Annotated in this window: 9 protein-coding genes; 2 read left to right on the top strand and 7 right to left on the bottom strand. The window is 70.9% G+C overall.

Going from position 1 to position 13,198, the window contains the following annotated elements; genetic code table 11:
* Nucleotides 1-57: 57 nt before the first annotated feature.
* From MTO99_RS01060 to MTO99_RS01035, 6 genes are read right to left on the bottom strand one after another with little or no spacing between them, the layout of a single operon-like run.
* Nucleotides 58-1,233 (bottom strand): thiolase family protein, encoded by a 1,176-nt coding sequence (locus tag MTO99_RS01060; RefSeq protein WP_243556214.1) that lies wholly within the window; start codon nucleotides 1,231-1,233, stop codon nucleotides 58-60.
* A gap of 20 nt (nucleotides 1,234-1,253) precedes the next feature.
* Nucleotides 1,254-3,431, bottom strand: coding sequence for an alpha-N-acetylglucosaminidase TIM-barrel domain-containing protein (locus MTO99_RS01055; RefSeq protein WP_243556212.1), 2,178 nt, complete (start codon nucleotides 3,429-3,431; stop codon nucleotides 1,254-1,256).
* The gene (locus MTO99_RS01050; protein WP_243556210.1) at nucleotides 3,428-4,816 is read right to left on the bottom strand and encodes a Gfo/Idh/MocA family protein; all 1,389 of its coding nucleotides are present in this window, start codon (nucleotides 4,814-4,816) and stop codon (nucleotides 3,428-3,430) included. The genes MTO99_RS01055 and MTO99_RS01050 overlap by 4 nt, the downstream gene beginning before the upstream one ends.
* A complete protein-coding gene (locus tag MTO99_RS01045) occupies nucleotides 4,816-5,685 on the bottom strand; it encodes a carbohydrate ABC transporter permease (RefSeq protein ID WP_243556208.1) in 870 nt (289 codons plus the stop codon). Before MTO99_RS01045 ends, MTO99_RS01050 begins: the two co-directional genes overlap by 1 nt.
* Complete coding sequence (locus tag MTO99_RS01040) at nucleotides 5,682-6,638, bottom strand: carbohydrate ABC transporter permease (protein ID WP_243556207.1); 957 nt, start codon at nucleotides 6,636-6,638, stop codon at nucleotides 5,682-5,684. Before MTO99_RS01040 ends, MTO99_RS01045 begins: the two co-directional genes overlap by 4 nt.
* Complete coding sequence (locus MTO99_RS01035) at nucleotides 6,635-8,023, bottom strand: ABC transporter substrate-binding protein (protein ID WP_243556205.1); 1,389 nt, start codon at nucleotides 8,021-8,023, stop codon at nucleotides 6,635-6,637. Before MTO99_RS01035 ends, MTO99_RS01040 begins: the two co-directional genes overlap by 4 nt.
* A 170-nt stretch (nucleotides 8,024-8,193) precedes the next feature.
* Here MTO99_RS01035 and MTO99_RS01030 point away from each other — a divergent pair, with 170 nt between their 5' ends.
* A complete protein-coding gene (locus tag MTO99_RS01030) occupies nucleotides 8,194-9,177 on the top strand; it encodes an Lrp/AsnC family transcriptional regulator (RefSeq protein ID WP_243556202.1) in 984 nt (327 codons plus the stop codon).
* 13 nt (nucleotides 9,178-9,190) lie between these two features.
* Here the strand turns inward: MTO99_RS01030 and MTO99_RS01025 are convergent, their stop codons facing one another.
* The gene (locus MTO99_RS01025; RefSeq protein ID WP_243556200.1) at nucleotides 9,191-11,341 is read right to left on the bottom strand and encodes an outer membrane protein assembly factor BamB family protein; all 2,151 of its coding nucleotides are present in this window, start codon (nucleotides 11,339-11,341) and stop codon (nucleotides 9,191-9,193) included.
* Nucleotides 11,342-11,705: 364 nt separating this feature from the next.
* On the opposite strand from MTO99_RS01025, the gene MTO99_RS01020 reads away from it, so the two are divergent.
* A complete protein-coding gene (locus MTO99_RS01020; RefSeq protein ID WP_243556199.1) occupies nucleotides 11,706-13,028 on the top strand; it encodes an alkaline phosphatase family protein in 1,323 nt (440 codons plus the stop codon).
* The last annotated feature ends 170 nt before the right edge of the window (nucleotides 13,029-13,198 follow it).

Genomic DNA, 13,198 nt, shown 5'->3' with positions numbered 1-13,198 from the left:
TCGAAGCGGGGTTCGACGCTCCTCGCGTCGACCGGCTCGGCGAGCGATGGGTGGGGGTCAGATGCGTTCGATGATCGTCGCGTTCGCCATGCCGCCCCCTTCGCACATGGTCTGCAGGCCGTAGCGGCCGCCGGTCGCCTCGAGCTGGTTCACGAGCGTCGTGAGCAGCCGGGTGCCGGATGACCCGAGCGCGTGCCCGAGCGCGATCGCCCCGCCGCGCGGGTTCAGCTTCGCCGCATCCGCGCCGGTGTCGGCGAGCCAGGCGAGCGGAACCGACGCGAACGCCTCGTTGACCTCGTACGCGTCGATGTCGTCGTGCGCGAGCCCGGCTCGGTCGAGCACGCGCGCGGTCGCGGGGATCACGCCGGTGAGCATGACCAGCGGATCGCTGCCGACCACCGAGAACGCGCGGAACCGCGCGCGCGGCTCCAGCCCGAGCTTCTCGGCCGCGTCGGCGCTCATGATGAGCGCTGCGGATGCCCCGTCCGTCAGCGGCGACGAATTGCCCGGCGTGATGCGCCACTCGAGTTCGGGGAAGCGCTCGGCGAGGGCATCGGTGCGGAACGCCGGGTTGAGGCCCGCGAGCGAGTCGACCGATGTCCCGGGGCGCACGGTCTCGTCGACGAGCGAGTCGACGCCGGGCACGGGCACCACCTCGGTCGCGAAGGCGCCCGACTCCCCCGCCGCGGCGGCGAGCTCGTGCGACCGGGCGGCGAACGCGTCGAGCTCGTCGCGCGCGAAGCCCCACCTCTGCGCGATGAGCTCGGCAGACACGCCCTGGTTCACGAGCCCGTCGGGGTAGCGCGTGCGGATGCGCGACCCGTACGGGTCGGCGCCCTGCGCACTCGATCCGAGCGGCACCCGGCTCATCGACTCGACACCGCACGCGATGACGATGTCGGCCTGACCCGCGAGCACCGCCTGCGCGGCGAACGTCGCGGCCTGCTGGCTCGACCCGCACTGCCGGTCGATCGTGGTGCCCGGCACGTGCTCGGGGAACCCGGCCGCGAGCACCGCGTTGCGGGTGATGTTGTAACTCTGCTCGCCGACCTGACTCACGCACCCGCCGATGACGTCGTCGACGAGCGCCGAGTCGAGATCGTTGCGGTTCACGAGCGTGTCGAGCACACCCGCGAGCAGGTCGACCGGATGCACCCCCGAGAGCTGCCCGCCGGGCTTGCCCCGGCCGACCGGAGTGCGGATGACGTCGACGATGACGGCTTCGGTGACCATGCCGCCAGCCTACGTCGCGTTCAGTACCCGATCCGAGTCAGCACGGCCAGCGCAGTCTGGACGGGGTCGGCCTGCCCGTCCGTGGGCCGGTGCGCGGTCGCGGTCGGGCCGCCGGCACGCCAGTTCTCCTCGATCGCGACGACGCGCTCGCGAAGCACCTCCACGTCGGGCGAACCCCCGCGTCCGGCCGCCTCGGCGAGCCACTCGGCCCAGGCCTGCCAGCGCGGCAGGTAGAGCCCGCTCACGAGCCCGGCCCAGTGGCGCCCCGAATAGTCGTGCAGCCCGCTGGACTGGTGCCCCCATACGGAGACGAGGCTGCGGGCGTCGCGCTCCATGATCGCCGCTTCCTCGGGGGTTTCGGCCCACGCCCTGGCGGCATCGAGCCAGGTCTCCACCCGCGAGGACGGGACGGTTGCGGCGAGCGCATCGAGGTCGAGCAGGTCGGCGCGCAGTCGTTCCAGGCAGTCGTGCACGCCCGCGGGGTCGCGCGCGGCGACAGCCGCGAGGATGCCCCGGATGTGCACCCGCGCCTGCTGGGCCAGCACGTGCCCGGTCAGCTCGGCGACGTCGTGCTCGAGCGCGCGGCGCTGCGGCGCGAGGTCGGAGATCGCCGCGAGCTCCCGTGCGGCCCGGGCGATGCGCGGGAGGTCGCCGAGCACCGCCGGATCGTTCTCGGCGTCGATGTTCGCCGACATCCGTGCCGGTTCGGGCAGCGCCTCGCCTGCGAGCCGCTGCGCGGCGAACGGTGCCGCCGCGTGCCACGGACGCGCGATGACCGGGGACGGGATCGAGCGGGTCCGGCCGGGCGCGTAGAGCGTCGAGGCGAGGAGGCGCCACGCGACGCGTGCGCGCTCGTCGTCGAGACCGTAGCGTTGCACGGCGAACTCGTCGACCCAGGTCGACGGATCGACGGGCCCCCACACCAGATCGGTCGCGAGCTCGTAATAGACGGTGTTGTTCTCGATCGCCTCGGGGGCGAGGCCCACGCCTTCGAGTCGCGCGGGGCGCTCGGACGCGAGCTCCAGGACATCTCGGGCGAGGCCGTCGAGATCGCCGAACAGGGCGAACCGGCCGCCGAAGTTGTGCACCGCCGTCCAGAGCCACCGCCGCCCGTGCATGCCGCCCCGCCACATCGGCGCGTGCTCGCCCCAGAGGTCGATGAGCAGCAGCGACTCGTCCGGCACCTCCGACAGGTAGGCGTCGATGCGCTCGGAGGTCCAGAACGCGCGGTGATAGTGGAACGGCCAGCCCTGCAGCAGCCAGGTCGCCCCCGGGGCGGCCGCCGCGATGGCCCGGTGCACGCCGCCGCCCGCGGCTGCGAGCGCGGCGAGGTCGCCCGAGGGAGGCACCGACTCGATGTAGGGGTCGACGGCGATCACGGGGTTCGGTCCGGGGTCGCCGAGGACTTCGCGCTGGACGCCGAGGAAGGTGCGCACCAGTGCCGCGTACGCGTCGGACGACGGGTCGAGGGCCGGAGTGCGCCACCCCTGCCATTCGATCTCGGGAGCGTCGGGCCCCGCGAGCGAGCGCGGCACGTGACCGCCGGTCAGCGGCAGCACCGGGATCATCCCGAGTTCGCGCGCACGGGCGAGGATCCGCCGGGCGAGGCGCACCCGGCGCTCGCCCCAGCTCCCCGGCAGCGGCCCGCCGAAGTCGTGCATGCCGCCCATCGACATCCACGGCACGTGCGGCGCCCCGCCGACCCACGCGCGCGCCTCGGCCTCGCCCACGCCCGAGCGTCGCAGCGTCTCCTCGAGCACGACCTCGTACGCGGTGAGGACCAGCGGATGCGTGACCCCATGCAGGGCCATCCAGTCGAGCTCCCGCTCCCACCGCTCCCACGTCCAGAACGGGGTCGAATAGCCGTGCGTCACGACGTTCAGGTGATATCGGATCGCGAACGGCGTGCCGAAGGACGTGGCCGGCGCATCCGGCCAAGCCCGGAACGGCGGAACCAGCGTCGGCGCCTCCCAGGTGATGCGCCGCCCCTGCAGGTGCAGGTAGCGCGCGTAGGCGCTCGCCGCGGCCACCGCGTCGGTGCCGCGGAGCGTGAGCAGCCCACCGGATGCCTCGAAGCCGCCGGCTGCGGCATCGCCTGCGCCGGCCGCCATCTCCTCGACCCGCACGCGTGCGCCGTCGCCGCCGCTGCGGGCGACGACGCCGAGCACCGCCTCGGCGAAGTCCGCCGGCCGCTTCACGAACCGGCCCCGGCCGCCGCATCGGCGCGACCCGAGATATCCATGCCCTCGACCCAGGCCGCGAAATCGACGCGGCTGCCGGTCAAGCGGGACTCCTCGGCCGCGAACGCCATCAAGTGGCTGTCGAGCGCGGTCGCGAACGACAGTTCGCCGGTACCCACCGTGCCGCGGCCGAGCGCGGCGACGAACTCGGCCATGAGCGCGGCGTCGCCGCCCGCGTGACCGGCGTGGTCGCCGAGCTGCTCGCTGGGCATGGCCACACGGATGCGATGGCGGGCATGCCCCATGGGCGGCTTCGCCGTCTGCTCATGCTCGGCGATCGGCAGCCCGCCGGGGAGTCTCCCGAGCGGTGAGAACAGGTCGACGACGAGTTCGCCGCTCTCCATGTGGCCGGTCAGCTGCCCTTCCGAGCCGGTGATCGCCACGTTCCGCGTGTTCTCCGCCGTGAACGCAGACGCGGTGAGCGACGCGGTCAGCCCGCCGGGGAACTCGATCACGGTCTGCTGATGATCGGCGACGTCGTTGTCGCTGCGGAAGACGCAGCGACCGTAGTCGCCGGTGCGCAACGACCTGAGGCGGCCGGCACTCGACGTATCGCTGCCGAGCAGGTGCACGGGGTGCCCGTGCACCTCGGCGAGCGCGTCGACGTAGTATCGGGGTGCGAAGAACGGGCATCCATCGGCCGCCGGGCAGCCGTCGAGGCAGAAGTCGGGCGCCCCTTGCGGCGCGTTCTCGGGGCGGAACCACGACAGCTCGCCCACGCTGTAGACCGTTTCGGGCGCGCTGCCCGCGATCCACCGGATGAGGTCGAGGTCATGCGACGTCTTCGCCAGCACCATCGCGCTCGACAGATCGGTGCGTCGCCAGTTGCCCCGCACATACGAGTGCGCGAAGTGCCAGAACCCGATGTTCTCGCGCACCTCGATCGTCATGGGCCGCCCGATCGCGCCCGAGTCGACGATCCGTTTGACACTGCGCCAGAACGGCGTGAAGCGCAGCACGTGGCCGATCGCCAGGCGCGCGGACACCCGGCCCTGGTGGGCCGCGAGCCGTTCCAGTTCGGCGAGCGTCGGTGCCGCAGGCTTCTCGAGCAGAAACGGCACGCCCTGGTCGGCGACGGCGATCGCGACGTCGACGTGCAGCGCGTCGGGCACGGCGATCACCACGCCGTCGACCGCCAGCTCGCCGAGCTCTGCGACGAGGTCCGCCCAATCGCCGTACTCCGCCGCTCCACCGGCAGCGCGCGCCAGCGCACCTCGTCGCGCCGGGTCGATGTCGGCGACCGCGACGATGCGCGCCTCATCGGGATGCTCGATGGCCCAGCGACCGTAGGCATCGCGGCCCCGGCCACCGGCGCCGATGATCGCGATCCGCTGCACGGCCATCACTTCTCCGCTCCGGCCGTCAGGCCGTCGACGAGGTACCGCTGCGCGAGGAAGAACAGCACGATCACGGGCAGCGTGACCGTGATCGAACCTGCGAGCAGCACGGTCACGGGCACGTTGAAGTCGCTGAGCTGGGCGATGCCGAGCGGCGCAGTCCACAAGTCGCGGTCCTGCACGAGGAACAGGAGCGCGTAGAAGTACTCGTTCCACGCGATCATGAACACATAGATGGCCGTCGCGACGACTCCGGGCAGCGCGATCGGCAGCACGACGCTGCGCAGCATGCGGGGCAGCGAGGCGCCGTCGATGATCGCCGCTTCCTCGATGCTGTCGGGCAGCGCGAGGAAGTAGTTGCGCATCATGTAGATCGCCACGGGCACGGTCGCCGCGACGTACACGAAGAACAGTCCGGCGAGCGAACCCGTCAGCCCTGCCCGCGCGAGCAGCACGAACAGCGGCACCGAGAGCACGATGCCGGGGAACAGGTAGACGCCGAGGATGATCGCGTTCATCATGCCCCGGCCGCGGTAGCGCAGCCGCGCGGCCGCGTACGCGCCGAAGATGGACACGACGATCGAGAGCACGACCGTGCCGATCGCCACGAGCAGCGAGTTCACGACGAATCTGCCGAGACCGAACCCACCCTGCGACTCGTCGAGCATCGCGGTCGCGAACGCCGAGAAGTCGAGCTCGTCGAACGACGGCAACAGGTCGAGCGGATTCTGGACCACCGCCGAGTAGGGCCGCAGCGACAGCAGGATGCCGTAGATCACGGGCCCGATCGAGAGCACGAGGGCCACCGCGATGAGCACGAAGCGGCCGACCTGCGCCGCGGGCCGCGGGGCGAGCGGCGAGCGTCTGCGCGTCATTCGACATCCACCTTCCGTCGCGCGAGCACGACGTAGACGGCGAGCAGCGCGATGAGGATGACGCTCATGAGCAGGCCGTACGCGGCCGCGCTGCCGATGTCAGCCCGGGTGATGAGTTCGGTGTAGACCTTGAGCGCCATGACCTGGGTGCCGCCGGCACCCTCGGTGAGCAGGTAGACCTCGCTGAAGCTCTGGAACGTCCAGATGAACCGCAGCAGGAGCAGCAGCAGGATGACCCCCTTCAACTGGGGCATCACGATCCGCATCGTGATCTGCCGGCCGTTCGCCCCGTCGAGGGCGGCGGCCTCCTCGATACCCGGGGTCACCCCCTGCAACCGCGCCGTGATGAACAGGAACGCCAGCGGGGCCGACCGCCAGATCTCGAAGAGCACCACGACGAGGAGCGACAGCGGAATCGGGATGCCCCAGAGCTCGGAGGTGGTCGTGTTCAGGAACCCGATCGGCGCCTCCCACCCGAGCACGGCTCGCCCGAACGCGTTCACGAGGCCGTACTGCGGGTTGAGCATCGTCTGCCAGATCGTGACCGCCGCGATGATCGGCAGCACGTACGGCACGAGCAGCAGCGCCCGTACGATGCCCCTCCCGCGGAACGGCCGGCGCAGGGCGAGCGCGAGCGCGAGCCCCACGCCCACCGAACCGATCATGGTGAGCGTCGCGAACAGCAGTGTGGTCCACATCGCCTGCCAGAACGCCGGATTGTCGAGCGCCCGAGCGAAGTTGTCGAGCGACCACTCGATGGGCTCGGTGCCGAACCGCGGGATGTCGACGAGGCGGATCTCGCTGAACGCGAAGACGATGACGAGGATGAGCGGAATGATCGACGCGACCAGCACGACGGCGAACGTCGGCGCGGTGAGGAGCAGTCCGTTGCGGTTGTCCCGTCGGGCGCGGCTGAGCTGCCGCGCCCGACGGGGATGGCTGGCGGTCGTCACAGGCTTGCTTGCACGTCCTCGACGGCCCGCCTCATGGCGGCGGTCACCTCGGCGGCACTCGTGCCGTTGTACAGCTGCTCGATCTGCCCCGAGAGCACACCCTGACTGAAGACGAGACCGGCGATCGCTGCATCGTCGGTGCCCATCCCCCAGAGGAAGATCGAGTTGATGCCGTCGGCCATCTGCGACACGAACTCGTCGCCGTAGAGCTCTGCGGTCGTCTTCTCCTGCGCCGCACCGATGCCGAGCTGCCCCCACGCCTCGATGAACTCGGTCGGGTTATCGGCCGTGCCGTTGCGCAGCGGGATGCGGCCCTCGGTCGCCACGGCGAGCGTGTCGACGTAGCCGGTGCTCAGCACGTACTCGATGTACGCCTGCGCGGCAGCGGTGTTCGCCCCCGTCGGAATGCCGTAGCTGAGCACTGCGCCGTACTGGGCCGGGTGGTCCTCGTCGAGCACGGTGATGAACTCGGAGTTGTCGGCGAGGAACGTGGGCGAGGCACCGCATTCGGGGCAGGTCACGGGGTTCGCCTCGTCGAGCCCCGCGAGTTCGTCGAGGATGTGCGTCGAGAAGAGCAGCATCGCCGCGTCGCCGTTGAGGTAGGCGGCGCGTGCGCTCGTCGCGTCGAAGTCTCCGGCGACCGAGGAGTTGCGCAGCTCGAGGAAGTGCTCGGCGGCGTCGACGCACGCATCGGAGTCGATCGTGACCTCACCGTCGTCGACGAGTTCGCAGCCGGCGCTCTGGAAGAGCGACTGGATTCCCTCGGTCGCCGACGCGCTGCCGGCCTGGGTACCGAACGCGAGTCCGGTCACGCCGAGCTGTTCCTTGATGGTCGTCGCGGCCGCGGCGAGTTCGGCGACGCTCCCCGGCACCTCGACGCCGGCCTGCTCGAAGAGGTCGGCACGGTAGACGATGAGATGGCTCCATCCGTCGCTCGGCACGGCGGCGACCTCGCCGCCGACGGTGACCGCCTCGAGCGCGTGCTGGTTGAACGTGTCGGCGCCGAGCGTGTCGACCGTGGCTGCTGCCGCCTCGGTGTCGAGCAGCCCCTGCGAGTTCCACGCCGCCGTCTGCGCCGAGGCGTGGAGGATCACGTCGGGCACGTCGCCCGAGGCGGCGCCCGTGACGAGCGCCTGGTCTTGATCGGCGCCGGCCATCGGCACGACTTCGACCTCGATGCCGGTCTCCTCCGTGAACGCCGCGGCGACGGCCTCTTGCGCTGCCAGTCGCTCGGGTGTGGTCTGGGGGGTCCAGAACGTCACCGATCCGGCGGCGGCCTGGCGCTCTTCGGTGGTATCGCCGCCGGAGGTGCAGCCGGCGAGCAGGGCGATGGCGGCGACGGTCGCGACGGATGCTGCGAACAGCGGTGTGTGCAGATGAGCCATGTACGTCACTCCTCAGTGTGATGGGGGTGCGGTGCACCGTGCTGACCGGACGACTTCGGCCGGTCAACGGACGGTGCTGCGATCTTGCCCCCCATTCGAGTGGCATCGATGGCAAACTACTTCGGAATGCAAGAAACCCGCACTGTCGCCCCCTCGATTGAACGCAGCCTATGGATGAACTGGACCGGCGCATCGTCGGCGCCCTCCTCGCGAGTCCGCGCGCGACCAACGCGCAGATCAGCGAGGTCGTCTTCACCTCGGAAGCGACGGTCTCCCGCCGGGTGACCCGCCTCATCGCCACCGGCACGGCTCGGGTCATCGGCGTGCTCGACGGCGAGGCGACTCGGCGCACCCGATCGCTGTTCGTCCGCCTGCGCTGCCGGCCGGGCGAGGTGCATCGCACGGCCGAGCGGCTCGCCGCGTGGCCGGAGTGCGGCTCGGTCAAGCTCGTCACCGGCAGCGTGGACTGCGTCGCCGAGATCAGCTACACCTCGAACGAGCATCTGCTCGCGCTCACGCTCGCGCACCTCCCCGCCCTCGACGGCGTACTCGCGGTGTGGAGCAACCAGGTGATCCGACGGTTCGCCACGCCGCACAGCTGGCTCCCGTCGCTCCTCACCGGTGACGAGGTCGAACAGCTCCGGGCACAGCGCCTCGATCCGTGGCACGATCCGATACCCGACGGACCGGCCCCCACCGACGCCCTCGACGACCGCATCGCGGCTGCGCTCGCCGAAGACGGTCGGCTCGGCTGGCAGCGGCTGGCCGAACTGTGCGATGCGAGCCCGGTCACCGTCCGCCGGCACACCGAGAGCATGATGCTGTCGGGAGCGCTCCGCATGCGCACGGTCGTCGAGCCGGCACGCATCGGCCTCCCGGTGAACGCGTTCGTATCGCTCAGCGTGAACCCGACTCAGCTGGGCCGCGCCGGTCAACTGCTCGCCGAGCATCCATCGGTGCTGATGATCTCGGCCACGACCGGCGATCGCAACCTGTGCGGCGAGGTCGCGCTCGATTCCGACGCGGCACTGTACGGGTTCATCTCCGACACGATCGGGGGGCTCCCCGGCCTGCAGCACGCCGACGTGGGCGTCACCCTGCAATCCGTCAAGCGTGCCGGGCGTCTCGTACGTGCCGAGGCGCCCGCGGCGTAGTTCCCCCGCACCCTCAGATCCGGATGCCTCGCAGCACGCCGTCCTGCGCGCCGACGACGAACGTGTCGCCGACGATCACGGGTTGCGAGAAGGTGTTCGCCGTGAAGAGCTGCCGCTCGGAGGTGACTGCGCCGCTCGCGGCGTCGACCGAGACGACGAGTCCGCCCGCTCCGACCAGCCAGACCGATGCGGACTTCGCATGCGGCACGGGACCGGTGTTCACGAGGCGGGGCACTGCCTGCGAACTCCAGCGCTTGGCGCCGGTCGCCGGGTCGACGAGCTCGACGACGCCCCACTCGGTCGCCAGCAGCAGGTTCGACTCGTCGAGCACCCGGCCAGGAGCGAGCAGGTAGCCGCCCGCGAGCCGCCAGAGCTCGGCGCCCGTCGCCGGGTCCGTGGCGATCGCATCGGTCACGGTGCTGAACAGCACCGCCCCGGTCGGCAGCACCTGCGTCCAGTCGTCCCACGGGCCATAGATGAGCTGCCGGTACGTGTCGACCCGATCGTTCGTGAGGATCGACCAGAGATGGGCGCCGGTCGCGAGGTCGTAGGCGTGACCACGGCCATCACCACCGCCCATGAACACGCGGAATCCGTCGGACGTCGCTCGTCCTGCCGCCATCCCCGGCACCTCCGAGGTCCACACGGTTCCGCCTGCGGCATCCAGACAGTGGAGCCGGTCGCCCGCGGCGACCACGATGCGATCCTCGCCGCCGATGTCGAATACCGCCGGCGTGGACATGACGGGTCGGGCGAGGTCGGTCCTCCAGCGCCGACGCCCGTCGTCGGCGCCGAGCGCGGTGAGCGTGTGATCGGCGCTCGGCACGTAGACCGTGCGCGCGTCGGTCGAGAACGCGGCGCCGCGGTGGATGGGGCCGAGCTGCGCGGTCCAGCTTGTGCGCGGCTTGCGCCCGTGGCCGATCCGCACCGCCGCCACGGTGCCCGAGGTCGAGACGGCCACCACCGTGTCGCCCGCGGCCGCGAGCGCACCCTGGAGCTGACCGCCGATCTCGACTTCCCATGGACCCGGTGACGTGTGACCGGATTTCCGCTCGAACGTCGCCGTCTCGTACCGGAACGAACCCGACTCGTCGAAGGCCCGCACCTGCACGCGGTGCACGCCTGCGGCGAGGGCGGCGGCGTCGAGTTCGCCGTGCCAGGACCCGCCTCGCGTGCCGAGCGGCGTCCAGTCGCCCGCGTTCGCGGCGCCGAACACGCCCTGCGGGTAGACCTGCGCTTCGGCGCGCACGGCGGCCCGGGCGCGGCCCGCGGTGACGTCGACCACGTCGCGGTTCGAGCGCACCTTCGGGCGCAGCTCGCCGATGCCCTCACCGGTGGCGGAGTCGAGCGGAATCTCGGCGAGCAGGTCGATCGCGACGGGGTCGGCGTCGGTCGCGCCGAGCGTGATCAGCTCGACGACGAACGCCCGGCCCGAGGCATCCCGCCGCTCGGTGACACGGAGATAGAAGGGGTCCTGCCGGCTCGTGACCGCAGCCACCTGGGTCAGGCCGTTGAACCGGTCGACCTCGTTGCGGTGGATGTGCCCGGCGAAGATGCCGCGAACGGGGAAGGGGTCGATCGTGCGCAGGAACTCGTCGGCATCGTTGACGAAGAAGTTGCGGTCGCCGAGCGGATAGTGCAGGAACATGATCGAGGGGGTGTCACCGGCCGCGGCGAGATCGTCGCGGATCCACGCGAGGTCGTCGGAGAAGAGCCCGGGTTCCTGCAGCGCCTGCGTGGGATCGAGCGCGACGAAGTGCACGCCGCCGGCGTCGAAGCTGTAGCTCGTGGGGCCGAACCAGCGCTGGTACCGCTCGCGTGCGGTGATGTCCCATCGGATCTCGTGGTTACCCGGGACGTGGCGGATGCGGTCCCACAGTGGGGCCGGGATCAACGACCGGTACGTTTCGAAGTCCGATTCCCGACCGGCGTCGGTGATGTCGCCGCAGTGCAGCACGAAGTCGGGGTTCTCCGCCTCGACGGCGGCGAACACGCGGGTGAGGTTCGCGAGCATGGCCGTCTCCTCGAGGTTGGCGTGGGTGTCGGTGAAGACGGCGAACCTCAGCGGCGCGGTGTCGTCGGCGCGCGCGGCGCCGACCGCCGCGCCCGGCCATGGGCCCCACTCGGCGCCGGTGAGACCGAGGCCGATGCCGATGGCGCCCACCCCCAGGAATCCTCGCCTGCTCACGCCCCCGCCGGACTCGTGTCCGTTCGTCCCGCTCGTCCGGTTCGTCATCCTCACGCTCTCCTTCGAGTCAACCTGTTCCTGCACCCAATCGGAGGTGCACCCGGCGGGCAAAGCGTCTCCCTCCGAAATGCGAGGGATCGACACCGGAGACGGCGGTCGGCGCAAGGAACCACCAGCCCGCCGTGACGCATTCCGTCAACGTCGTCGGGGAGATGCGCGGTTCCTTGCATGCGCCCGGCTTCGGCTTGATCGATGCCGCGGCGGTCGAGAGCGTCGTTCACGTCCGGCCGATCGGCCGGGAGTTCCGAAGGTCCATCGTCTTCCCGAAGAAGGAGAAACGTTGCGCAGTTCGAACAGATCCAGATCCATCGCCGCGCTCGTCGCAGCCGGTGCACTCGCATTCGGATGCTTCAGCGCCACCGCCGCGAGCGCCACCGATGACCGTTCGGGCGCCGGTGGCCCTGGGCGGCACCACCCCCACGCATCCGCCGACCACGTCGTGCTCCTCGCGCTCGACGGCTTCGACATCGACTACCTGGATCGCGCACCGATGCCGAACCTCGCGCATCTGCTGAAGCGCGGCAGCCTCACGACCTCGACGGGTGTGATGACCTCGATCACCAACCCCTCGTGGGCCTCGATCGCCACAGGAGCGTGGCCCGAGCACCACCTCAACACCGCGTTCTGGTATGACGAGGAAGCCGGTGTCGCGCGCGGCTCGAGCCGGGACATCGCGGTTCCCACCATCGCGGAGGCGATTCGCGATCAGGGCGGCACGGTGGCGTCTGCGCAGTGGTTCATCGTGCAGGACCACGGGACGAGCTACGGCGATCCGGAAGCTCTGTATACGCAGCCCGGCGGCACCTGCGAGCGGCGCGTCGACGACGGCGTCGCGGTGCTGACCGGCAAGCCGGTGCTGAGCCAGGGCGTGGAGGTCACGGTACCGAAGATCCCCGACCTGACGGCGGTCTACTGCGACACGCTCGACGCGATCGGGCACGACGGCGGCGCCGAGGATCCCCGCATTCCCGGCGCGCTGCAGATGATCGACGAGCAGATCGGCCGGCTCGTGCAGGCGGCGAAGGACGCCGGGATCTACGGCCGGACCACGTTCGTGATCACCGGCGACCACGGGATGACCACGTTCACGAACGGATTCGGGGCAGAGGTGCTCGCGGCGATCGCCGACGCCGGCTACCAGGCCGAGATCCTGTCGGCGAACCAGTCGCCCGCCGCCGACACCGACGTGGTGCTCACACTGGGCGGAGTGGCCGACGTGCACCTCATCGGAGATGCCGAGAACGACCCTGATGCGGCCGCGCGCATCACTGCCGCGGTCGAAGGTCTCCCCTACATCCATGCCGTTTACGACAAGGAAGCGCAGCAGGCGATGCACATGAGCCCGAAGCACGGTGAGCTGCTCATCGAGCCGGCTCCCGGTTGGTCTTGGTCGACACCGTCCGACGGGGTCTCGGGGCGCCACGGCTCGACCACCGAGATGGAGGTGCCGCTGATCCTCGCCGGTGCCGGCGTGCGTCCGAACGCGAAGCCGGTCGCCCCCCGTCACATCGACGTCGCACCGACCATCGCGGCGCTGCTCGGCTACGACGCCCCCGCCGCCGCCGAAGGGCGAGTGCTGAAGGAGGCGATCCGGGTGCGCTGACCGCGCGACCCGACGGGCGAGCCCGCGCGCTCGCCCGTCGGGTGCTCGCATCCCGCCAGCCAGGCCCACCCACACCCCCTCGTTGCGCCACTTCGGCGCCCTCTGCGCCAGCCCAACTGGCGCAGGCCGGCCCGAAGTGGCGCAGCGGCGAAGGGAGGTGGGGGCAGCGC

Origin of the sequence: Agromyces larvae, assembly GCF_022811705.1 — a bacterium.
In the GTDB taxonomy this organism is placed as follows: Bacteria; Actinomycetota; Actinomycetes; order Actinomycetales; family Microbacteriaceae; genus Agromyces; species Agromyces larvae.
This window is presented reverse-complemented; position numbering and strand designations above follow the sequence as displayed.

Bases quoted from the DNA above. Each gene is read 5' to 3' on its own strand.
- MTO99_RS01035 (WP_243556205.1), bottom strand. From the start codon at position 8,023: ATGGCTCATCTGCACACACCGCTGTTCGCAGCATCCGTCGCGACCGTC.
- MTO99_RS01045 (WP_243556208.1), bottom strand. From the start codon at position 5,685: ATGACGCGCAGACGCTCGCCGCTCGCCCCGCGGCCCGCGGCGCAGGTC.
- MTO99_RS01060 (WP_243556214.1), bottom strand. From the start codon at position 1,233: ATGGTCACCGAAGCCGTCATCGTCGACGTCATCCGCACTCCGGTCGGC.
- MTO99_RS01030 (WP_243556202.1), top strand. From the start codon at position 8,194: ATGGATGAACTGGACCGGCGCATCGTCGGCGCCCTCCTCGCGAGTCCG.
- MTO99_RS01050 (WP_243556210.1), bottom strand. From the start codon at position 4,816: ATGGCCGTGCAGCGGATCGCGATCATCGGCGCCGGTGGCCGGGGCCGC.